15 protein-coding genes and 7 tRNA genes are annotated in these 21231 nt (G+C 61.4%); 8 read left to right on the top strand and 14 right to left on the bottom strand.

The genetic code is table 11. The features are described 5' to 3' along the window. Positions 1-120 precede the first annotated feature (120 nt). The gene (gene rlmD / locus AB5Y89_RS09215; RefSeq protein WP_039039940.1) at positions 121-1473 is read right to left on the bottom strand and encodes a 23S rRNA (uracil(1939)-C(5))-methyltransferase RlmD; all 1353 of its coding nucleotides are present in this window, start codon (positions 1471-1473) and stop codon (positions 121-123) included. Positions 1474-1704: 231 nt separating this feature from the next. Beyond that, the gene (amt, locus tag AB5Y89_RS09220) at positions 1705-3132 is read right to left on the bottom strand and encodes an ammonium transporter (RefSeq protein ID WP_010673021.1); all 1428 of its coding nucleotides are present in this window, start codon (positions 3130-3132) and stop codon (positions 1705-1707) included. 533 nt (positions 3133-3665) lie between these two features. Between amt and AB5Y89_RS09225 the strand changes: the two genes are divergently transcribed. Further along, complete coding sequence (locus AB5Y89_RS09225) at positions 3666-4034, top strand: VOC family protein (protein WP_128341747.1); 369 nt, start codon at positions 3666-3668, stop codon at positions 4032-4034. 209 nt (positions 4035-4243) lie between these two features. Here AB5Y89_RS09225 and AB5Y89_RS09230 read toward each other — a convergent pair. Beyond that, positions 4244-4328: transfer RNA gene (locus tag AB5Y89_RS09230), tRNA-Leu, on the bottom strand. Between the two features lie 143 nt (positions 4329-4471). Here AB5Y89_RS09230 and AB5Y89_RS09235 point away from each other — a divergent pair. Beyond that, a complete protein-coding gene (locus tag AB5Y89_RS09235; RefSeq protein ID WP_161470421.1) occupies positions 4472-4984 on the top strand; it encodes an RDD family protein in 513 nt (170 codons plus the stop codon). Between the two features lie 145 nt (positions 4985-5129). On the opposite strand, the gene lptG is transcribed toward AB5Y89_RS09235, so the two are convergent. Both lptG and lptF read right to left on the bottom strand, forming a co-directional pair. Beyond that, complete coding sequence (gene lptG, locus AB5Y89_RS09240) at positions 5130-6200, bottom strand: LPS export ABC transporter permease LptG (protein ID WP_010672962.1); 1071 nt, start codon at positions 6198-6200, stop codon at positions 5130-5132. 25 nt (positions 6201-6225) lie between these two features. Next, positions 6226-7338, bottom strand: coding sequence for an LPS export ABC transporter permease LptF (lptF, locus tag AB5Y89_RS09245; RefSeq protein ID WP_029313726.1), 1113 nt, complete (start codon positions 7336-7338; stop codon positions 6226-6228). A gap of 172 nt (positions 7339-7510) precedes the next feature. On the opposite strand from lptF, the gene pepA reads away from it, so the two are divergent. From pepA to pbpG, 6 genes are all read left to right on the top strand, one after another. Next, positions 7511-9022 (top strand): leucyl aminopeptidase, encoded by a 1512-nt coding sequence (gene pepA, locus AB5Y89_RS09250; protein ID WP_010672960.1) that lies wholly within the window; start codon positions 7511-7513, stop codon positions 9020-9022. Between the two features lie 169 nt (positions 9023-9191). Then, a complete protein-coding gene (locus AB5Y89_RS09255) occupies positions 9192-9647 on the top strand; it encodes a DNA polymerase III subunit chi (RefSeq protein ID WP_368223596.1) in 456 nt (151 codons plus the stop codon). Between the two features lie 65 nt (positions 9648-9712). Beyond that, the gene (locus AB5Y89_RS09260; RefSeq protein ID WP_368223598.1) at positions 9713-12565 is read left to right on the top strand and encodes a valine--tRNA ligase; all 2853 of its coding nucleotides are present in this window, start codon (positions 9713-9715) and stop codon (positions 12563-12565) included. A 207-nt stretch (positions 12566-12772) separates the two neighbouring features. Beyond that, on the top strand, positions 12773-14065 hold the full coding sequence (locus AB5Y89_RS09265; protein WP_029313724.1) for a hemolysin family protein: 1293 nt from the start codon (positions 12773-12775) through the stop codon (positions 14063-14065). 18 nt (positions 14066-14083) lie between these two features. Next, a complete protein-coding gene (locus AB5Y89_RS09270; protein WP_010672956.1) occupies positions 14084-14749 on the top strand; it encodes a DedA family protein in 666 nt (221 codons plus the stop codon). Positions 14750-14885: 136 nt separating this feature from the next. Continuing rightward, entirely contained in the window at positions 14886-15713 is an 828-nt protein-coding gene (gene pbpG / locus AB5Y89_RS09275; RefSeq protein WP_041214408.1) for a D-alanyl-D-alanine endopeptidase, read from the top strand. 329 nt (positions 15714-16042) lie between these two features. On the opposite strand, the gene AB5Y89_RS09280 is transcribed toward pbpG, so the two are convergent. The 9 genes from AB5Y89_RS09280 to alaS form a co-directional block, all read right to left on the bottom strand. Next, positions 16043-16119 (bottom strand) — tRNA-Arg (locus AB5Y89_RS09280). A 27-nt stretch (positions 16120-16146) separates the two neighbouring features. Beyond that, positions 16147-16223: transfer RNA gene (locus AB5Y89_RS09285), tRNA-Arg, on the bottom strand. Positions 16224-16250: 27 nt separating this feature from the next. Next, positions 16251-16327, bottom strand: a tRNA-Arg gene (locus tag AB5Y89_RS09290). A gap of 25 nt (positions 16328-16352) precedes the next feature. Next, positions 16353-16429 (bottom strand) — tRNA-Arg (locus tag AB5Y89_RS09295). Between the two features lie 94 nt (positions 16430-16523). Next, a tRNA-Arg gene (locus AB5Y89_RS09300) sits at positions 16524-16600 on the bottom strand. 4 nt (positions 16601-16604) lie between these two features. Beyond that, positions 16605-16697, bottom strand: a tRNA-Ser gene (locus AB5Y89_RS09305). Positions 16698-16909: 212 nt separating this feature from the next. Further along, positions 16910-17098 (bottom strand): carbon storage regulator CsrA, encoded by a 189-nt coding sequence (gene csrA, locus AB5Y89_RS09310; RefSeq protein WP_005315760.1) that lies wholly within the window; start codon positions 17096-17098, stop codon positions 16910-16912. 93 nt (positions 17099-17191) lie between these two features. Beyond that, complete coding sequence (locus AB5Y89_RS09315; RefSeq protein ID WP_113069578.1) at positions 17192-18439, bottom strand: aspartate kinase; 1248 nt, start codon at positions 18437-18439, stop codon at positions 17192-17194. 16 nt (positions 18440-18455) lie between these two features. Beyond that, positions 18456-21080 (bottom strand): alanine--tRNA ligase, encoded by a 2625-nt coding sequence (gene alaS, locus AB5Y89_RS09320; RefSeq protein ID WP_041212325.1) that lies wholly within the window; start codon positions 21078-21080, stop codon positions 18456-18458. Positions 21081-21231 lie beyond the last annotated feature (151 nt).

Here is a 21231-nt window from a genome sequence, read left to right on the forward strand (position 1 = left end):
GTTTTTATCAGAGCCATATGGCTAACGCCACGCCCTCGGCCCGATCAGGCTTTCGCTGGCAGGCTCAGGCAGGCGACCACTTCCACCAGCATCGCGCGAGGGGAAGATCCCGAGCGACGATCAGGCCTTCGCTGGCAGGCTCAGGCGAGCAACGGCTTCCACGTGCATGGAGTGCGGGAACATGTCCACCGGCTGCACCTCGTCCAGCACGAAGCCCTGCTTGACCAGCCAGGCGAGATCCCGGGCCAGGGTCTGGGGGTTGCAGGAGACATAGACCAGACGGCGCGGCGCCATGGCCACCAGGGTCTGCAATACCGCCTTGTCACAGCCCTTGCGGGGCGGATCCATCACCACCACGTCGGCACTCACCCCGTCGGCATGCAGGGCAGGCATCAGCTGCTCCGCCTTGCCCACGTGGAACTCGGTCTGCTCGATGCCGTTGAGGGCCGCATTGCGACGGGCGTCGCTGATGGCGCTCTCCACCGACTCGATCCCCACCACCTTGGCGGCCTTGCCTGCCAGGAACAGGGAGATGGTGCCGATGCCGCAATAGATGTCGAACACCGTCTCGCTGCCGGTCAGCTCGCAATACTCCAGCGCCTTGGAGTAGAGCACGTCGGTCTGGCTCGGGTTGTTCTGGAAGAAGGAGAGGGGCGAGATCTCGAATTCGAGCTCGTGGATCTTGTCGCGGATCACCCCGCTGCCCAGCAGCACCCGGTTCTTGTCACCCAGGATGCGGTTGGTGCGCGCCTCGTTGATGTTCTGCACCAGAGTAGTGACCGGCAGATCCGCCAGGGCCGCCAGCAGCTCGGCTTCGAACGGCAGCGCTTCGCCCAGGGTCACCAGCACCACCATCAGCTCGCCGCTCTTGAAGCCCTTGCGGGTCATCAGGTTGCGCACGCAGCCGGTGTGGGCCACCTCGTCATAGGCCGCGATGTCGTGCTCGCGCATCCAGTTGCGTACCCGGGCGTTGAGCTCCACGTGCAGGGAGTCCTGCACCGCGCAATCATCGGCGGTGATGAGGTCATGGGAGTGTTTGCGGTAGAAGCCGATCTCGGCGCCCGCCTCGCTGCCACGCACCGCGTACTGGGCCTTGTTGCGATAGGCAAACGGCGTCTCCATGCCGAGGATGGGGTTGACCACGGCCTCACCCAGCCCGACCTGCTCCAGTGCGCTCTGCACCAGGCTCTGCTTGAGGGCAAGCTGGGCCGGATAGGCCAGCGGGCGCACCTGGCAGCCACCGCATTCGGTGTTGGGGCAAAAATCGGCCACCCGATCGGCAGAGGGCTGGGTCAGCTCGACCAGCTTGCCGTGCAGGTAGTTCGGTTTGACCTCGGTCAACTCGACCAGCGCCTGCTCACCGGGCAGCAGACCCTCGACAAACAGGGGGCGATCGAACAGGCGACCCTTGCCATCCCCCTTGTCGGTCAGTTCCAGAATATCGATCTGATGTTGGTGTCCCACTAACGGCATGAGCGGCTCCGAAGGCATGAAAGAGAGGGTGACGACGGGGCAGACCCGGCGACCCCGAATAAAGGGTGGCAGAGTTTAGCGGAGATCCGCCCAAAATGCAGGCATAAAAGACCCCGCAAACACAAATAGCGACCCTGGCCACCAGCAGCCCGGTCCGGGCAGCCTGGCCAGCCCGCCCCAATAAAAAAACCGCCGGACGGGGCCGGCGGTATGACATTCATGGCAGCAGGATCAATGGCTGTAGGCTTTCTCGCCGTGGCTGGTCACGTCCAGCCCTTCGCGCTCGGCATCTTCCTTCACCCGCAGACCGATCAGCAGGTCCACCAGCTTGTAGGCCACGGCCGAGACCAGGGCGGTCCAGACCACGGTCACCCCCACGCCGATGACCTGTACCTTGACCTGGGCCAGGATGGAGTACCCCTCGGCCACCTGGTTGGTCACATAGTCCCACACCCCGGTACCGCCCAGATCCGGGCTGGCGAACACCCCGGTCAGCACGGCCCCCAGGATCCCGCACACCCCGTGCAGGCCGAACACGTCCAGGCTGTCATCGGCCCCCAGCAGACGCTTGAGACCGTGCACGCCCCACAGACCAGCCACACCGCTGAGCAGGCCGATGATGAGGGCGCCCCCCACACCGACGAAACCGGCGGCAGGGGTGATGGCGACCAGACCCGCCACCGCACCGGAGACGGCGCCAAGCAGGGAGGGACGGCCCTTCATCGCCCACTCAGCGAAAGTCCAGGAGAGGGCGGCAGCGGCCGGTGCGATCCAGGTGTTGGCGAAGGCCAGGGCCGCCGTGCCGTTGGCTTCGAGGGAGGAGCCGGCGTTGAAGCCGAACCAGCCGAACCACAGCAGGGCGGCACCGATCATGGTCATGGTCAGGCTGTGGGGGGTCATGGGGTCACGGCCATAGCCAACCCGTTTGCCCACCATGAAGGCCCCAACCAGACCGGCCACCGCGGCGTTGATGTGCACCACGGTGCCGCCGGCGAAGTCCAGAGCGCCGTGCTGGAACAGATAGCCTGCGGTGGCACCGGCCGCTTCGGCGGCGGCCGCATCCGTGTAGGCATCCGGACCCGCCCAGTACCACACCATGTGCGCCATCGGGATATAGGCGAAGGTGAACCAGATCACCGCGAACAGCAGCACCGCCGAGAACTTCATCCGCTCGGCAAAGCCGCCGACGATGAGCCCGCAGGTGATGGCGGCAAAGGCGCCCTGGAACACCACGTAGATGAACTCGCTGATCCCGACCCCCTTGCTGAAGGTGGCGGCGATGGAATCCGGCGTCACCCCCATCAACAGCACCTTGTCGAAGGAGCCGTAGAAGGCGCCGCCCTCGGTGAAGGCCAGGGAGTAGCCGTAGACCACCCAAAGGACGGTGATGAGGCAGAACAGGGTAAACACCTGCATCAGCACACTCAGCATGTTCTTGGCGCGCACCAGGCCGCCGTAGAAGAGGGCGAGGCCCGGCACGGACATCAGGATCACCAGGGCCGCCGCCACCATCAGCCAGGTATTGTCCCCCTTGTTGATGGTCACGGTCGCGGCCGCCTGTACCACATCGGCCTGCGCGGCCACCTCTTCGGCCCAGCCCGGGGCGGCCATGGTGGCGGCCAGCGCCAGCAGGCCAGTCATTACGAGTCTCTTGAACATACAGCCCTCTCCTTGTCGTCCCGGCATCCGGGTCCATTTCCTGATATGCATTTCCAACCTGGCCACCTGCCCACCGCACCTGTGTGGCTCACGGAGACATCATGGCGACATGACATGGGGAAAGCATAAAGCAGGCCAACAAAAATAATCCTTTTATTTCATGGCGTTATGTTTTTATCACATTCAACACGCACCATCTTGGCGCACGATGCCCGGTTACAGGGGGAAAATCGCACTTTGGCTGTGCATTGCCGGGAAAATGCACCAGGATGACCCAATCGCTTCACAATGACGGGGCGAACCCGTGGTGATGTCACCCTGGCAGGCTTATCTATCCCGCTAAGGTATTTATGAAATAAATGAAATGGGCCATACCATGGTGAAATCAAATGAGGCTGACGGCCAATATCCCCCCACCCGAGGGGCACAAGCACTTTAAGAGTGCAAACGCGCGCCATTCGTCTGGCTTGCCCCGAAATGCCCGGTCATACTGGCAAGCCATCTTCCCCTGTTCCCAGCGCCGCGAGGAGCCCATGCCCAATCTCAACGTGACCGAAATAAAGGCCTTCGTGCCTGCCCGGGATTTCCCGCTGTCAAAGCAGTTCTATCAGGATCTCGGCTTTACCCTGGCCTCCGATGGCGACGGCGTGGCCTATTTTCATCTCGGCAACGCAAGCTTCCTGCTGCAGGATGGCAACCCCCCGGGGCTGGCCGAGCAGCTCATGATGCACCTCCTGGTGGAGGACGTGGCCGCCTGGCGGGCCCAAGTGGAGGCGAGCCAGATCGCCGCCCGCTACGGCGTCCGGGTCACGGAGCTCGTCACCCAGCCGTGGCGCATGAAGGAGTTCTGTCTGTACGATCCCGCCGGCGTGCTGTGGCGCATCGCACAGAACATCGACTGAGGGTATGGCAGTCCGAGAGGCTGATGGCCTGACAGCCTGTGGGTCTGAGGGTCTGAGGGTCTGAGGGTCTGAGGGTCTGAGGGTCTGAGGGTCTGAGGGTCTGAGGGTCTGAGGGTCTGAGGGTCTGAGGGTCTGAGGGTACACCTCTTCGCACCGCCCGGAAAAACAAAAGGCCATCCGCGAGGATGGCCTTTTGTCATGGAATCTGATGGTGCCCGGGGTCGGACTCGAACCGACACGTTTTGCAACGGCGGATTTTGAATCCGCTGCGTCTACCGATTTCGCCACCCGGGCAGCTGCGAGGGATTATACGAATGGCGCTTGGCCATGCAAGGTGTTTTTCTTGCCCCCACCGTTGTTTGCTCATTTATTCAACGCCTTGCCGATGCCAGGCCAGTTACATAGAATGCCCGCATCATATTAATGGAATAATCATCATGGCCAAGCGCAAGACCCCCTCCCCTCTCCAGCCTGCTCCCCGGCATCCGTCCGCCGGTCTGCTGCGCCGCCTCGGCGCCCTGCTCTATGACTATCTGGTGGTGATTGCCCTGCTGATCATCGCCGGCTTCATCGGTATGGGGGTGGCCCACCTGCTGCTGGCCACCGGCATGGCGCACGTTCCCGAGGGCAAGGATGCCGCCTGGCTGCTCACCAGCCCCCTCTACAGCGCCTGGCTGGCCTTCGTCATCTGCGGTTTCTACACCTGGTTCTGGGTCCGTGCCGGCCAGACCATCGGCATGCGGGCCTGGCGCCTGCGCATCCAGAACCTGGACGGCAGCAACATTCGCGTCACCCAGGCCCTGATCCGGCTCGCCACCTCGGCATTTGGCCTGGGCAACCTGCTGTGTGTGTTCAATCGCGCCCGTCCCCGCGCCTTCCAGGACATCTGGGCCGAGTGCGAGGTGGTGGTGCTCGGCAAGGCGGAAAACCTGGAGCAGCTCAATCGCTGATCCCAAGGCGGCAACGAAAAAGGGCACCCAGAGGTGCCCTTTTTGCTGACCAGAACTGACTGCTTGCAGCTCAGAACCTTGACGGAAGCGGTGCATCGGGATGCGATGGCCGCCTTTTGTCAGCAGCCCTCCGCCCTTCAGGCCGCTACTGCTTGCGGCTCAGGATATAGAAGGAGATGCCGCCAAACAGCAGGCTGGGTGCGATGGCCGCGAGGATGGGCGGGACCGCATAGACCAGGCTGACCGGGCCGAACACCCTGTCGCTCACATAGACCGCGAAGCCGGTCATGATCCCCATCAGCATCCGCGCCCCCATGCTCACCGAACGCAGCGGGCCGAAGATGAAGGAGGAGGCGAGCAGTATCATGGCCACCACGGAGAGCGGTGAGAGCAGCTTGCGCCACATCTCCAGCTTGTAGCGTCCGGCATCCTGCTTGTTGGCATCCAGATAACCGATGTAGTCCCGCAGCCCCGAGATGGGCAGGTTTTCGGGATCGATACTGACCACCCCGAGCTGCTTGGGGGTCAGCTCGGATTGCCAGGCCATCTGGGCATGCTCTTCGTCCTGGATCCGGGTGGGATCGTCAAACCGGGTGATGTGCACCTGTTTCAGCAGCCAGTGGTGATCCTCGAACACCCCCTCCTTCGCCTGCACCACGTCGATCAGGTTGCGGGACGGAGTGAAGCGGTAGAGGGTGATGCCGGTCAGGGCGCCATCGTTGCGCACCCCGTTGATGTTGACGAAGTTGTTGCCATCCCGTGCCCAGACCCCGTAGGCCGAGACCGTGAGCCGCCCTTCCGACATGGCCCCCGCCTTGATGTCATCCGCCATCCGCTTGGCGGCCGGTGCGACGTACTCGCCCATCAGCCCCACCAGCAGCATCAGGGGAATGGCGGTCTTGAGCGCCGCCATGACGATGCTGATCTTGGAGCGACCCGCCGCCTGCATCACCACCAGCTCGGAGCTGGTCGCGAGCTGGCCCAGACCGATGAGGCCACCGAGCAGGGCCGCCAGGGGGAAGAAGAGCACCGCCTCCTTGGGCATGGAGAGCAGCACGTAGTAGAGGGCGTTGAGCATGTCGTAGTTACCTTCCCCGACCGCCTTCAACTGCTCCACGTACTTGATGAGCGCGGCCAGCCCGACCAGGGTCAGCTCGCACAGCAGGATCGACATGAAGATGACCCTGCCTATGTATCTATCGAGAATGCCGAACATCAGCAGAGACTCCCAGGTTGCAGCATCATGCTGACTTTCTCTTGAACAATTGCCCTTTGACCCCGTTCCACCAGCTGGTGCCCTGCAGGTTGAGAGGCAACCCTATCAGCAGCAGATAGACCAGGGGCACCAGGAACATCCCGGGCCAGTGGGGCAGACGCCCGCTGTCGATGGCCGACCGGGCGGCACTGAGCAGCAGGAAATAGGAGAGATAGAGCAGGATGGCCGGCAGCAGCTTGGCGTAACGCCCCTGACGGGGATTGACCCGCGCCATCGGCACCACCAGGAAGGTGAGCACCAGGATGGAGAGGGGCAGCGACAGGCGCCACTGCAATTCGGCCATCAGCTGGTTGTCCTGGGTGCCGAGCAATGCCAGGGTCGGCTTGGCCGCCGCCTTGCGGTTGGATCGCTCCATCTCCTGCTGGCGGATCACCAGGCTGTATTCACGGAACTCCGATACCTGGAACTGCTTGCCGGTGAAATGCCCCTCGTAGCGCGAGCCATCCTTCAGGGTCAGCCACTGCAAGCCGTTGCTGTCGGCGGTCACCTGCCCCTCGTTGGCCACCACCACTGACGGGGGTGAGCCACCCTCGGCCCGTTGCAGCACGAAGATTTTCTGCAACTCCGACCCCTTGTCGTTCAGATCCTGGATGTAGGCCACCAGGCGCCCCTTGTCGAGCTCCATGAAGCGGCCGGCCTGCAGGAAAGAGATACCGGGATCGGCCTTGAACTCGTCGATCACCTGGTACTCCCGCTCCTTGGCCTGGGGGGCGACCCAGCCTGTGTTGAACGCCGCGACGGCGGCGGTCAGCAGGGCCAGCACCAGGGCACTGCCCATGATGAAACGGTGACTGAAACCCACCGCGTGCATCACCGTCATCTCGCTTTCCGCGTACAAACGGCCGTGAGCAAACAGAATGGCTAAAAACAGACTGATAGGCAGCATCAACAACGCCATATTCGGCAGGTTGAGCAGCAGGAGGGTGGATACCAGGCGCGTCGGCACCTCACCATCGGCGGCATCGCCAATGATCTGGATAAATTGCTGGCTGACGAAGATAAGCAGCAGCACGAACAGCACCGCCAGCTGGGTTTTCAGGGTCTCCCTGAACAAATATCGGAAAACGATCACAGTCATTCCCAAGTAAACTTGTGTTTTTAGTCGAATGCCTGAAAAATAGGGCCCTATATTGGATTTTTACCAGTTTGAACTGCGGAGCCTGTGACTGTTCGCTCCGCCTCTGATACCCCAACAAGCACCGCATTATTCAATAAATGGTGCCTTTTGTCTTTAGGATGTAGGAGATTCCATGGAGTTCAGTGTAAAGAGTGGCAGTCCTGAGAAGCAACGCAGTGCCTGCGTCGTGGTCGGCGTTTTTGAGCCCCGCCGCCTCTCTCCGGTTGCCGAACAGCTGGACAAGATCAGCGACGGCTACCTCAGCTCGCTGCTGCGCCGTGGCGACCTGGAAGGGAAACCGGGCCAGATGCTGCTGCTGCATCAAGTACCGGGCGTGCTCAGCGAGCGCGTACTGCTGGTCGGGTGCGGCAAGGAGCGCGAACTCGACGAGCGCCAGTACAAGCAGATCATCAACAAGACCATCACCACCCTGAACGAAACCGGCTCCATGGAGGCGGTCTGCTTCCTGACCGAGCTGCACGTCAAGGGTCGGGATACCTACTGGAAGGTGCGTCAGGCGGTGGAAACCACCAAGGCGGGCCTCTACAGCTTCGATCAGTTCAAGACCAACAAGGCCGAACCGCGCCGTCCGCTGCGCAAGCTGGTCTTCAACGTGCCGACGCGTCGGGAACTGACCATAGGCGAGCGCGCCATCAACCACGGCCTGGCCGTGGCGAAAGGGGTGCGCATCTGCCGCGACGTGGCGAACATGCCGCCCAACGTCTGCAACCCCGCCTACCTCGCCTCCCAGGCCCGCCGTCTGGCGGATGCCTATGACAACATCACCACCAGGGTGGTGGGGGAGCAGGAGATGGCCGAGCTCGGCATGAACTCCTACCTGGCAGTGGCCCGCGGCTCCGAGAACGAAGCCATGATGGCCATCATCGAGTACAAGGGCAACGCCGACGCCAAGCCCATCGTGCTGGTGGGCAAGGGGCTGACCTTCGACTCCGGCGGCATCTCCATCAAGCCGGCAGACGGCATGGACGAGATGAAGTACGACATGGGTGGCGCCGCCTCCGTGCTCGGCACCATGCACGCCCTGGCCCAGTTGCAGCTGCCCATCAACGTCATCGGCGTGCTGGCGGGCTGCGAGAACATGCCGGGGGGCAACGCCTACCGCCCCGGTGACATCCTCACTACCATGTCCGGCCAGACCGTCGAGGTGCTCAACACCGACGCCGAAGGCCGCCTGGTGTTGTGCGATGCCCTGACCTATGTGGACCGCTACGATCCCGAGACCGTGATCGATGTGGCGACCCTGACCGGTGCCTGCATCATCGCCCTTGGCCACCATACCTCTGGCCTCTTGGCGAACCACAACCCGCTGGCCCACGAGCTGCTCAACGCCTCCGAACAGGCCGGCGATCGCGCCTGGCGCCTGCCCCTGTTCGACGAGTATCAGGAGCAGCTGGAAAGCCCGTTCGCGGACATGGCCAACATCGGTGGCCGTCCGGCCGGTACCATCACCGCCGCCGCCTTCCTGTCGCGCTTCACCAAGAAGTACAACTGGGCCCACCTGGATATCGCAGGGACCGCCTGGAAGAGCGGCAAGGAGAAGGGCTCCACTGGCCGTCCTGTGCCCCTGCTGACCCAGTTCCTGCTCAACCGGGCCGGCGTGGCGGACGTCGAAGACAAGGAGTGATCCCCTTCCCCATCGACTCGAAGAGCGATGCGAGAAGGCGTTACCCTGTATCACAAGGAAGAGGCCTGCCTCTTCCTTGTTTCATTGAGAGAATCCGGGAAGTCCGTGCCAGACGCGGCTCCCGAAGACGGCCAATCGCTGTCCGTCACAGCCAAACGGGACCGACCTGATGAGCCAAGTGACCTTTTACCTGATGAGCCAGCCCGATGATGCGGATGCCACCGCCGTCGAGCGCCTCGCCTGCCAGCTTGCGGCCGATGGCTGGAGCGCAGGCCACCTCTATCTGCTGTGCGAGGACGAGGCCCAGGCCCTGCGTCTGGACGAGCTGTTGTGGCAGTTGCCGCCCGATCGCTTCGTACCGCACCAGTTGCAGGGGGAGAGCGGTCAGGCCCCGGTGGAGATAGGCCATCAGCCGCCACGGCGGCGCTATGCCTGCCTCATCAACCTGGCCCGGCAGACACCTTTGTTTGCAGGACACTTCGCTCAAGTGGTAGATTTTGTCCCCACTGACGAAACGCAAAAGCAGCAAGCCCGCGAGCGCTACAAGCACTATCGCCAGGCGGGCCATACCCTCGAGATGAGGGATCAGCCCGTCCTTGCCGCACCGGATCCGGCGCAGCCCTGACTGTGCCACCCTCGATCCACGACGAATCAACACCAGAATCCATCCATCCAGAATACGGCGAGACCATGGAAAAGACTTTTAATCACAACGCCATCGAACAGGCACTCTATCAGCACTGGGAAGCCCAGGGTTACTTCAAGCCCCACGGCGACACCAGCAAAGACTCCTTCTGCATCATGATCCCGCCGCCGAACGTCACCGGCAGCCTGCACATGGGTCACGCCTTCCAGCAGACCCTGATGGACACCCTGATCCGCTACAACCGCATGCAGGGCAAGAACACCCTGTGGCAGGCGGGTACCGACCACGCCGGTATCGCCACCCAGATGGTGGTTGAGCGCAAGATCGCCGCAGAAGAGGGCAAGACCCGCCACGATTACGGCCGGGAAGCCTTCATCGACAAGATCTGGCAGTGGAAGGAAGAGTCCGGTGGCACCATCACCCGTCAGATGCGCCGTCTGGGTGACTCCGTGGACTGGGAGCGCGAGCGCTTCACCATGGATGAGGGCCTCTCCGCCGCCGTCCAGGAAGTGTTCGTGCGCCTGTACGAAGACGGCCTGATGTACCGCGGCAAGCGTCTGGTGAACTGGGATCCCAAGCTCAACACCGCCATCTCCGACCTGGAAGTGGAAAACCGCGAGATCAAGGGCCACATGTGGCACCTTCGCTACCCGCTGGCCAACGGCGCCAAGACCGCCGAAGGCCAGGATCACCTGATCGTCGCCACCACCCGTCCGGAAACCATGCTGGGTGATACCGCCGTGGCCGTGAACCCGGAAGACCCGCGCTACAAGGCGCTGATCGGCCAGCACATCCTGCTGCCGCTGGTGAACCGTCTGATTCCCATCGTTGCCGACGAACACGCCGACATGGAAAAGGGCACCGGCTGCGTGAAAATCACCCCGGCCCACGACTTCAACGACAACGAAGTGGGCAAGCGCCACAACCTGCCGATGATCAACATCTTCACCCTGGACGCCCACGTGCGTGCCGAGGCCGAAGTGGTCGATACCAATGGCAACCCGAGCACCGCCTATGACGCTGCCCTGCCGACCGAGTTCGCCGGGATGGAGCGCTTCGCCGCCCGCAAGGCCATCGTCGCCAAGCTGGACGAGCTGGGCCTCCTGGCCGAGATCAAGGATCATGTGCTGCAACAGCCTTACGGCGATCGCGGCGGCGTGCCCATCGAGCCCATGCTGACCGACCAGTGGTACGTGCGCGTGGCCCCCATGGCCAAGACCGCCATCGAGGCGGTGGAAGATGGCCGCATCCAGTTCGTGCCGAAGCAGTACGAAAACATGTACTTCTCCTGGATGCGCGACATTCAGGACTGGTGCGTCTCCCGTCAGCTGTGGTGGGGTCACCGCATCCCGGCATGGTATGACGATGCCGGCAACGTCTACGTGGGCCGCAACGAAGAGGAAGTGCGCGCCAAGCACAGCATCCCGTCCGTGACCGTGCTGCGTCAGGACGAAGACGTGCTCGACACCTGGTTCAGCTCCGCCCTGTGGACCTTCTCCACCCTGGGCTGGCCGAACAACACCGAGGCGCTCAAGACCTTCCACCCGACCGACGTGTTGATGAGCGGCTTCGACATCATCTTCTTCTGGATTGCCCGGATGATCATGATGACCATGCACTTCATCAAGGACGAGAACGGCCAGCCGCAAGTCCCGTTCAAGACCGTCTACATCACCGGCCTCATCCGTGACGAAGAAGGCCAGAAGATGTCCAAGTCCATGGGCAACGTGCTGGACCCCCTCGACATGATCGACGGCATCTCCCTGGAAGACCTGCTGGAGAAGCGCACCGGCAACATGATGCGGCCGCAGATGGCCGAGAAGATCGCCAAGCGCACCGCCAAGCAGTTCCCGGAAGGGATCGAGGCCCACGGCACCGACGCCATGCGCTTCACCCTGGCGGCGCTCGCCTCCACCGGTCGTGACATCAACTGGGACATGAAGCGTCTGGATGGCTACAACAACTTCTGCAACAAGCTGTGGAACGCCTCCCGCTATGTGCTGATGAACACCGAAGATCAGGATTGCGGCTTTGCCGGTGGCGAGATGCAGTTCAGCCTGGCGGATCGCTGGATCCAGTCCCAGCTGCAAGTGGCCATCCGTGACTTCCGAACCGCCCTCGATACCTACCGCTTCGACATCGCGGCAGGCGTGCTGTACGAATTTATCTGGAACCAGTTCTGTGACTGGTATCTGGAACTGACCAAGCCGGTACTGACCAAGGGCTCCGAGGCCGAGCAGCGCGCTGCCCGCCACACCCTCGTCAGCGTCCTCGAGACCCTGCTGCGCCTGGCACACCCGATCATCCCGTTCATCACCGAGACCATCTGGAAATCGGTCGCCCCGCTGGCCGGCGTACACGCCGACACCATCATGATTCAGGCTTTCCCGGAATTCGACGCCGCCAAGGTGGACGAAGCCGCGATGGCGGATCAGGAGTGGGTGAAGGAGTTCATCGTCAGCATCCGCAACATCCGCGCCGAGATGAACGTGGCCCCGAGCGTGCCCCTCAACGTGCTGCTCCAGTGCGATGCCAAGGATGCCCAGCGCGCCCAGGGCAACGAGGCCTTCCTCAAATCCCTGGCCCGTCTGGAATCCATCCGCGTACTGGCGGCCGGTGAAACCGCCCCGCTGTCGGTCAAGAAATTGATCGGTGCCACCGAGCTGATGATCCCCATGGCCGGTCTCATCGACAAGGAAGCCGAACTGGCCCGTCTGGCCAAAGAGGTGGCCCGTCTGGTGGGCGAGTGCGGTCGCATCGAAGGCAAGCTCGGCAACGAGGCCTTCGTCGCCAAGGCGCCGGAAGCGGTCATCATCAAGGAGCGCGAGAAGCTGGAAGATTACCGTCTCCAGCTGACCAAGCTGGAAGCCCAGCAGGCCGAGATCGCCGCGCTCTAAGCCACAGCGCAACATGACAAGCCCCCGTTTATCGGGGGCTTTTTCATGTCAGGGGTTCAGTTCTCCCTCTCCTGCCCCGCGGTTTTATCCCTCCCGCCGGGGCGATATTCAAAAATTCACGAGCCAAATCACCTCCTTTCACAAGCGCAGAGCCCGCAAATTCATTACACTGCCAGCGGTCTTTTCTATCGGGAGTGCTGCTGCAGTATGGAAATATTGATCCTGTTTGGATTGATTTTGCTCAATGGCGTCTTCGCCATGTCGGAAATCGCCATCGTGACGGCACGCAAGGCACGTCTCGCCAAAATGGCGAGCGAAGGGAGCCGCTCCGCCGCCATCGCCCTCAAACTCGGGGAAGATCCGACCCATTTCCTCTCCGCCGTGCAGATCGGCATCACCAGCATCGGTCTGCTCAACGGTATCTATGGCGAGTCCCTGCTGGCCCAGCCCTTCGCCCTCTGGCTGCAGGAGTGGGGGCTCTCCCCCAAGAGCAGCAGCCTGCTCGCCACCGTCATCGTGGTCGTGCTGGTCACCTATCTCTCCATCGTGGTAGGGGAGCTCGTGCCCAAACGCCTCGGACAGCTCAGCGCCGAGCGCATCGCCTGTCTGGTAGCCCGCCCCATGCTCTGGCTGGCGACCCTGACCCGTCCCTTCGTCTGGTTGCTCTCCGCCTCCACCAACGCCAGCCTGCGGCTGCTGCGGGTCGATCAGCGCAGCAGCAACAACGTCACTCAGGAGGAGATCCACGCCATGCTGGTGGAGGGCTCCGAAGCGGGGGTGATCGAGGACCATGAGCACACTATGTTGCGCAACGTGTTCCGCCTCGACGAACGCAGCCTGGCCTCCCTGATGGTGCCGCGCAGCGACATCCGCTATCTGGACCTGTCACTGCCGCTGGAAGTGAACCTCCAACGTCTGGTGGAGTATCGCCACAGCTTCTTTCCTGTCTGTGACGGCAGCCTGTCAGATCTCGTCGGCATCCTCAACGTCAGCAAGGTGCTGCACGCCTACATCAAGGGAGAGCCCATCGATCTGGCGGCGCTGACCCAGGACGGCAGCCTGCTGCCGGAGACCCTCAATGGCCTGGAGCTGCTCAACCACTTCCGTACCCACTCCGAGCACATGGTGCTGGTGGTGGACGAATATGGCGAGCTGCAGGGGCTGGTCACCCAGCAGGATCTGCTGGAAACCCTGGCCGGCGACTTCCAGCAGGAAGATGGGGAGGACAACTGGGCCTTCCAGCGCGCCGACGGCAGCTGGCTGCTCGACGGCCTCATTCCACTGCCAGAATTGAAGGACTGTCTGGAGCTGGTTCGTCTGCCGGAAGAAGAAAAACATCACTATCACACCCTTGGAGGGCTTATCATGCTGCTCCTTGGCCGCCTTCCCCAGACCGGAGACCTGGTCACCCTGGAACAGTGGCAACTGGAAATCGTGGATATGGACGGCCTGCGCATCGACAAGGTACTTGCCATGCCCTTGACCGACCAACCCAGCTAACCTGCGGAGTTTGCATGTATGGAGCAGTTTTACCACCTGGCTCACGCCTTTATGCATCAGGATCTGGCGACACTCTCTGATCCCAAGATGGTCTTCATGGTCTATGTCGTCCTGCTGACCTTCCTGGTGCTCGAGAATGGCTTTATCCCCACCGCCTTCCTGCCAGGGGATACCCTGCTGATCCTGACCGGCGTGCTGATCTATCAGGGGGTGTTGCCGATGGCGGTGGTCCCGCTGCTGATCATGGCAACCTTCGTCGGTACCTGGCTTGGCTACATGCAGGGGCGTTTCCTCGGCCACACCCGGATGTATCACAGGCTGATGTCCCACCTCGATGACAAGCACAAGGAGAAGGTGCACTACCTGCTCAACAAGTACGGCATCATCACCCTGATCACCGCCCGCTACATCGCCTTCGTGCGTACCGCCTACCCCTATATCGTCGGCGCCAACGAGATCCCCCAGGGGCGCTTCCTCGTGGTCAACCTGATCAGCTCCATCATGTGGATCTGCCCCCTGGTCGGGCTGGGTTACTACCTGAGCCACACCAAGCTGGCCGCGCAGTATGAGTCCCAATTTCTCAGCGTCATTCTCTACCTGCCGGTCGTGCTGCTGGTGGGCGGCCTCATCGCTCTGGTCTGGCGCTGGTGGAGCAGACGCAAGCCCGGCGTCTCCAGAGAGTGAGACAAGCCACAGGGTCGCCCACAGGCGGCCCTTTTTTATGGAAAATAGTGGCGAATTCCCCCTGCTCGCTCTTGTAAAGCAGGGGCAAAAATGAGTGAATCTAGCGCCTTTTTTCGCTGTGGATGGAGTTGGTTGTATGGGGTGTTGGATTCGCGCAATCGCGCTGGTAGGTGGATTGATGGGACTGCTGGGTTCGCAGACAGCCCTGGCGACTCCCGACCCGGCCAAGCTGCAGCTCAAATCGGGCAGTGCCCTGGTGATGGACGTCAACACCGGCAAGACCCTGTATCAGAAAAACCCCACCCGGGTGCGCCCCATCGCCTCCCTCACCAAGCTGATGACGGCGCTGGTGGTGCTCGATGCCCGCCAGAACCTCAATCAGACCCTGACCATCGATCAGAATGACAGGGACAACATCAAGCACACCTATTCACGGGTGCGCATGGGCACCCAGGTCAGCCGCCGCGACGCCCTGCATCTGGCGCTGATGTCCTCCGAGAACCGCATGGCCTCGGCGCTTGCCCGCCACTACCCGGGGGGTCGCCAGGCCTTCATCCGCGCCATGAACAACAAGGCCAGACAGCTCGGCATGCGCAACACCCGCTACTATGACTCCACCGGTCTCTCCACCCGCAACGTCTCCACCGCCCAGGATCTGGCCAAGCTCCTCTCTGCGGCCTATCGACAGCCGCTGATCCGTGAATTCACCCAGGACACCAGCAGGGAGATGCGCTTTCGCAAGCCGGCCTACAGCCTGATGTTCAACAATACCAACCCCCTGGTGAAGAACCCGGACTGGGATGTACGCCTCTCCAAGACAGGCTATACCGACGAAGCGGGCCGCTGCCTGCTGATGCGTGCCAAACCGGATCGTCAGGAGCTCGCCATCGTACTGCTCAACTCGGTGGGCAAACGCACCCCTGTCGGGGATGCCAACCGCATCCGCAAGTGGCTGAAAAGCTGATTATCTCAACGAAGACATAAAAGGATGCCGCGGCATCCTTTTTTATTGCCCGCCAAACGCCACAGCAGACCGCCAGAGGCCGCCAGCCCCGCACAGCATAGATGCGCATGGTTCGGGCACCCAGGTCGCCACAGGCACGGCCACGGGATGCGTCAGCAGCCTGCCAGGCAAGATACGTCGAGAGTGGTGACCCGGGGGCACGTGCAGCAAGGGGGAACCGTCCCCCATGGGAGCGTCAGGGAGAAGGACACGAGAGAGACAACCCCATGATGGGGAGGAGGATATCGCCCATAAAAAAACAGCCCCGACTGACGTCGAGGCTGTCTGTATGGTGCGCCCGAGAGGATTCGAACCTCTGACCACCTGGTTCGTAGCCAGGTACTCTATCCAGCTGAGCTACGGGCGCTCACAACTTGTTGCACTGCTTGAAATATGGTGCGCCCGAGAGGATTCGAACCTCTGACCACCTGGTTCGTAGCCAGGTACTCTATCCAGCTGAGCTACGGGCGCTCATAAATTGTTGCACTGCTTTAAACATGGTGCGCCCGAGAGGATTCGAACCTCTGACCACCTGGTTCGTAGCCAGGTACTCTATCCAGCTGAGCTACGGGCGCTCATAAATCATTGTATTGCTTGAAATGGTGCGCCCGAGAGGATTCGAACCTCTGACCACCTGGTTCGTAGCCAGGTACTCTATCCAGCTGAGCTACGGGCGCCCTGTTTTCAAACGATAAAAAAAGCTTACTCAACAGTAAGCCTTCTTTAGTGTCGACTTGCTGATGGTCAACACATGACTCCAAGAGTCAAATATGGTGCGCCCGAGAGGATTCGAACCTCTGACCACCTGGTTCGTAGCCAGGTACTCTATCCAGCTGAGCTACGGGCGCAAAATGGCGGAGAAGGGGGGATTCGAACCCCCGATGCGGGTATAAGCCGCATACTCCCTTAGCAGGGGAGCGCCTTCAGCCTCTCGGCCACCTCTCCGTTTGCGGGGCTGATAATACTTCACAGGGATTTTTAGTCAAACACTTTTTTGGAGAAAACAGAGCGTTCGCTCAGCATTTGGCCAAAGAGTGGAATATTCAAGCAATATCGACACTTACCCAGTAGTTTCGGGCTCTGCAGGCCGATTTGCTGGCCCCTGAAAAACAAAAGGCGACATCCGGGATGTCGCCTTCAGGCAGCCATGAAATGGCTTAGAAATTCGGTTGGCCCGGGACTTTCTCGGCCTGTATCCGCATGTAGATCTCTTCGCGGTGTACGGAAACCTCTTTCGGTGCATTCACACCGATACGAACCTGGTTCCCTTTTACGCCCAGTACGGTAACGGTTACTTCGTCACCAATCATCAGGGTTTCCCCTACACGACGAGTCAAAATAAGCATTCGCTTGCTCCTGTATCCTGTTTTGTATTTATATCGATATGCGCCATTATCTTACAAAGATACCGATATGGTAAATGGTTGAAACTAAATCAATCAGGGATTGTTTCCCAAGGGCTGCTCATTAGGCTCTTGATCCAACCCGAACGCCGAGTGCAACGAACGCACGGCCAGCTCCAGGTACTTCTCGTCAATCACCACGGATATCTTGATTTCAGAGGTGGAGATCAGCTGCATGTTGATCCCTTCCTCACCCAATACCTTGAACATGGTGCGCGCTACACCAGGATGATTCCACATGCCGACCCCGACGATGGAGACCTTGGCGATCTCTCCGTTGCCCTGCACGCAGGCGGCCCCCAGCTCGCTGGCGGTCTCCTCCAGCAAGGCGCGGGCCCGGCGATAATCATCGCGATTCACCGTGAAGGTGAAATCGGCGGTGCCATCCCCCATGGTGTTCTGCACTATCATGTCGACATCTATGTTGGCGTCGCTGATCGGATTCAGGATCTGCGCGGCCACGGTCGGCCTGTCCGGCACACCCAGAATGGTCAGGCTGGCCTCGTTGCGATTGAACGCAATGCCGGATACCAGGGGTGCTTCCATCCTCTCACCTCCATATGTGATTAAGGTTCCCTCTCCGTCGACGAAACTCGACAGCACCCTTAGCGGCACGCGGTACTTGCCCGCGAACTCGACCGAACGGATCTGCAACACCTTGGCTCCGAGACTCGCCATCTCGAGCATCTCCTCGAAGGTGATGGTATCGAGGCGACGCGCCTTGGGCTCGATGCGCGGATCCGTGGTATAGACCCCATCCACATCGGTAAAGATCTGGCATTCATCGGCCTTGATGGCTGCCGCCACGGCAACCGCCGTGGTGTCCGACCCGCCCCGTCCCAGGGTAGTGATGGCATTGTGCTCATCACGGCCCTGGAAGCCGGCGATCACCACCACCCTGCCCGCACCCAGCTCGGCCTGAACCTGCTCGGTGTCGATGTGGGTGATGCGCGCCTTGCCATGGGCGGAATCGGTGTGGATGCGAACCTGATCACCGGTCATCGAGACCGCCGGACAACCGCGCTTGTTGAGCGCAATCGCCAGCAGTGCAATGGTGACCTGCTCACCGGTGGAGACCAGCACATCCATCTCGCGCCGGTTGGCATCCGGATCCAGCTGCTGGGCCATGCCCAGCAACCGGTTTGTTTCGCCCGACATGGCGGAGACCACCACCACCACGTCATGTCCCTGGGCACGGGTCAGTTGAACCCGCTCAGCAACTGCCTCGATCCGCTCCAGCGTGCCGACCGAGGTGCCACCGTACTTCTGTACATAGAGTGCCACAGATCACCTCGCCCGCTTACAGGCGCTCTTCCAGCCAGGAGTGAACGGATTGCAGCGCCGCCGGCACCGCCTCAGGCTGGGTACCACCCGCCTGTGCCATGTCGGGACGACCACCGCCCTTGCCACCCACCTGCTGGGCCACCAGATTGACCAGCTCACCAGCTTTGACCTTGCCGGTCAGGTCATTGGTCACGCCCGCGATCAGGTTGACCTTGCCATCACTGCTGGTTGCCAGCAGCACGACACCGGATTTCATCTGGTTCTTCAACTCGTCCAGCATGCCGCGCAGGGATTTGGGGTCGACCCCTTCCAGGGCGGCAACCAGCACCTTCTGGCCATTGATGTCGATGACCTGGCTCAGCAGGTCGTTACCCGCCTGTGCCGCCAGCTTGGCCTTGAGCTGTTCCAGCTCGCGCTCCATCATCTTGGCCTTGTCCAGTACCTGGCGAACCTTGTCGGCGATGGAGAACTGATCGCCCTTCACCAGCGCGGCGGCCTCTTCGATCTGTTCACCCAGCTGGTGCATCAGATCGATGGCGCTCTTGCCGGTGACCGCTTCGATGCGGCGCACGCCCGCCGCGATGCCGCTCTCGGCAATGATCTTGAAGAAGCCGATATCACCGGTGCGCTTGGCGTGAGTACCGCCGCACAGCTCGGTGGAGTAGTCGCCCATGCGTACCACGCGCACATCGTCTTCATATTTCTCGCCAAACAGCGCCATGGCACCGGCTGACTTGGCCTCTTCCAGCCCCATCAGCTGGGTGGCCACCTCGTGGTTGGCACGGATCTGGGCGTTGACGAGCTCCTCGATCCGGCGAATGGTCGCCATGGTCAGCCCTTCGAAGTGGGAGAAGTCGAAGCGCATGCGCTCGGCGCCCACCAGGGATCCTTTCTGGGTCACGTGCTCACCCAGCGCCTGGCGCAAGGCCGCGTGCAGCAGGTGAGTCACGGAGTGGTTAAGGGCGATGGCCTGACGACGGTCGCCATCGACCACGGCCTCGACCTCGGCTCCCTTCTCCAGGGTACCCAGTTCCAGATAGCCCTTGTGGATGATCGCCTTGCCCGCTTTCTGGGTGTCGGTGACGGCGAAGATGCCGTCATCCACCTTGAGGATGCCACTGTCACCCACCTGACCGCCGGACTCCGCATAGAAGGGGGTCTCCGCCAGCACGATCACTGCCTCTTCACCGGCGATGAGGCCATTGACCTCGACACCATCCTTGTAGATACCGACCACCTGGGTGTTCTGGCTCAGTTGCTTGTAACCGGTAAAGGGGGTCTCGAAATCGAGCTTCAGCACGTCGTTGTAGTTCACGCCGAAACTGGAAGCCTCTTTCGCGCGGGCGCGCTGCTTCTCCATCTCGGCCTTGAAGCCCTCTTCGTCGATGCCGATCTCGCGCTCGCGCACCACGTCGGCGGTCAGGTCGGCCGGGAAGCCGTATGTGTCATAGAGCTTGAACACCACTTCACCCGGGATCACCTTGGCATCACCGAGGTTGGCCAGGGCGTCTTCCAGCAGCAGCAGACCTCTGTCCAGCGTGCGGACGAACTGCTCCTCCTCGATGCGCAACACTCGCTCGACCAGCGGCAGCTGGGCGATCAGTTCCGCCGCCACATCCTTCATCTGCACGGCCAGCTCGGCAGCCAGCTTGTAGAAGAAGACGTCGGTAGCACCCAGCTTGCGGCCGTGACGCACGGCGCGGCGGATGATGCGGCGCAGCACGTAGCCGCGACCTTCATTGGAGGGCATGACACCGTCAGCCACCAGGAAGGCGCAGGAACGGATGTGGTCCGCGATGACGCGCAGGGACTGGTTGCTCAGATCCGTGGTGCCGACAATCTCGGCCGCCTTCTTGATCAACGCCTGGAAGATGTCGATCTCATAGTTGGAGTGCACCCCCTGCATGATGGCGGAGATACGCTCCAGACCCATGCCGGTATCCACGGACGGACGGGGCAGCGGCTCCATGGTGCCGTCAGCCTGACGGTTGAACTGCATGAAGACCACGTTCCAGATCTCGATGAAGCGGTCGCCATCCTCTTCCGGTGAACCGGGAGGGCCACCCCAGATGTGATCGCCGTGGTCGTAGAAGATCTCGGTACAGGGACCGCATGGGCCGGTATCGCCCATGGCCCAGAAGTTGTCGGATGCATAAGGAGCACCCTTGTTGTCACCGATGCGCACGATGCGATCGGCCGGCACGCCGACCTCTTTTTCCCAGATGTCGAAGGCTTCGTCATCAGTCGCGTAGACGGTCACCAGCAGGCGCTCTTTGGGCAGCTTGAGGGTACCGGTCAGGAATTCCCATGCAAACCGGATGGCGTCCTGTTTGAAGTAGTCACCGAAGCTGAAGTTGCCCAGCATCTCGAAGAAGGTATGGTGACGGGCGGTATAGCCGACGTTTTCCAGGTCATTGTGCTTGCCGCCAGCCCGCACGCAACGCTGGGCCGTGGTGGCACGGTGATAGGCACGCTTGTCGGCGCCAAGGAACACGTCCTTGAACTGGTTCATCCCTGCGTTGGTGAACAGCAGGGTCGGATCGTTGTGCGGTACCAGCGAGCTGGAAGAGACAACCTGGTGTCCCTGGGTGCGGAAATACTCGAGAAACGCAGCGCGAATCTCTGACGTGGACATGTACATGGAAAATCCTGCTTGATTCGAATACGGACTTTTAACCGCATTAATGTAAGTTTTCTGCAGGGTAAAGTAAAACGTGGGGACCCTTGGCGGGTGAAATAGCCCCCAAGGGGCCAGCGTTTGGCAGCAGCACCCGCAAGCACGTCGCAACAGG

The organism is Aeromonas sp. s4 (assembly GCF_040907855.1).
In the GTDB taxonomy this organism is placed as follows: Bacteria; Pseudomonadota; Gammaproteobacteria; order Enterobacterales; family Aeromonadaceae; genus Aeromonas; species Aeromonas caviae.

What these genes read in the sequence shown, in the direction of transcription:
- rlmD (WP_039039940.1), bottom strand. Translation starts at nt 1,473, where the DNA reads ATGCCGTTAGTGGGACACCAACATCAGATCGATATTCTGGAACTGACC.
- amt (WP_010673021.1), bottom strand. Translation starts at nt 3,132, where the DNA reads ATGTTCAAGAGACTCGTAATGACTGGCCTGCTGGCGCTGGCCGCCACC.
- AB5Y89_RS09225 (WP_128341747.1), top strand. Translation starts at nt 3,666, where the DNA reads ATGCCCAATCTCAACGTGACCGAAATAAAGGCCTTCGTGCCTGCCCGG.
- AB5Y89_RS09235 (WP_161470421.1), top strand. Translation starts at nt 4,472, where the DNA reads ATGGCCAAGCGCAAGACCCCCTCCCCTCTCCAGCCTGCTCCCCGGCAT.
- lptG (WP_010672962.1), bottom strand. Translation starts at nt 6,200, where the DNA reads ATGTTCGGCATTCTCGATAGATACATAGGCAGGGTCATCTTCATGTCG.
- lptF (WP_029313726.1), bottom strand. Translation starts at nt 7,338, where the DNA reads ATGACTGTGATCGTTTTCCGATATTTGTTCAGGGAGACCCTGAAAACC.
- pepA (WP_010672960.1), top strand. Translation starts at nt 7,511, where the DNA reads ATGGAGTTCAGTGTAAAGAGTGGCAGTCCTGAGAAGCAACGCAGTGCC.
- AB5Y89_RS09255 (WP_368223596.1), top strand. Translation starts at nt 9,192, where the DNA reads ATGAGCCAAGTGACCTTTTACCTGATGAGCCAGCCCGATGATGCGGAT.
- AB5Y89_RS09260 (WP_368223598.1), top strand. Translation starts at nt 9,713, where the DNA reads ATGGAAAAGACTTTTAATCACAACGCCATCGAACAGGCACTCTATCAG.
- AB5Y89_RS09265 (WP_029313724.1), top strand. Translation starts at nt 12,773, where the DNA reads ATGGAAATATTGATCCTGTTTGGATTGATTTTGCTCAATGGCGTCTTC.
- AB5Y89_RS09270 (WP_010672956.1), top strand. Translation starts at nt 14,084, where the DNA reads ATGGAGCAGTTTTACCACCTGGCTCACGCCTTTATGCATCAGGATCTG.
- pbpG (WP_041214408.1), top strand. Translation starts at nt 14,886, where the DNA reads ATGGGGTGTTGGATTCGCGCAATCGCGCTGGTAGGTGGATTGATGGGA.
- csrA (WP_005315760.1), bottom strand. Translation starts at nt 17,098, where the DNA reads ATGCTTATTTTGACTCGTCGTGTAGGGGAAACCCTGATGATTGGTGAC.
- alaS (WP_041212325.1), bottom strand. Translation starts at nt 21,080, where the DNA reads ATGTACATGTCCACGTCAGAGATTCGCGCTGCGTTTCTCGAGTATTTC.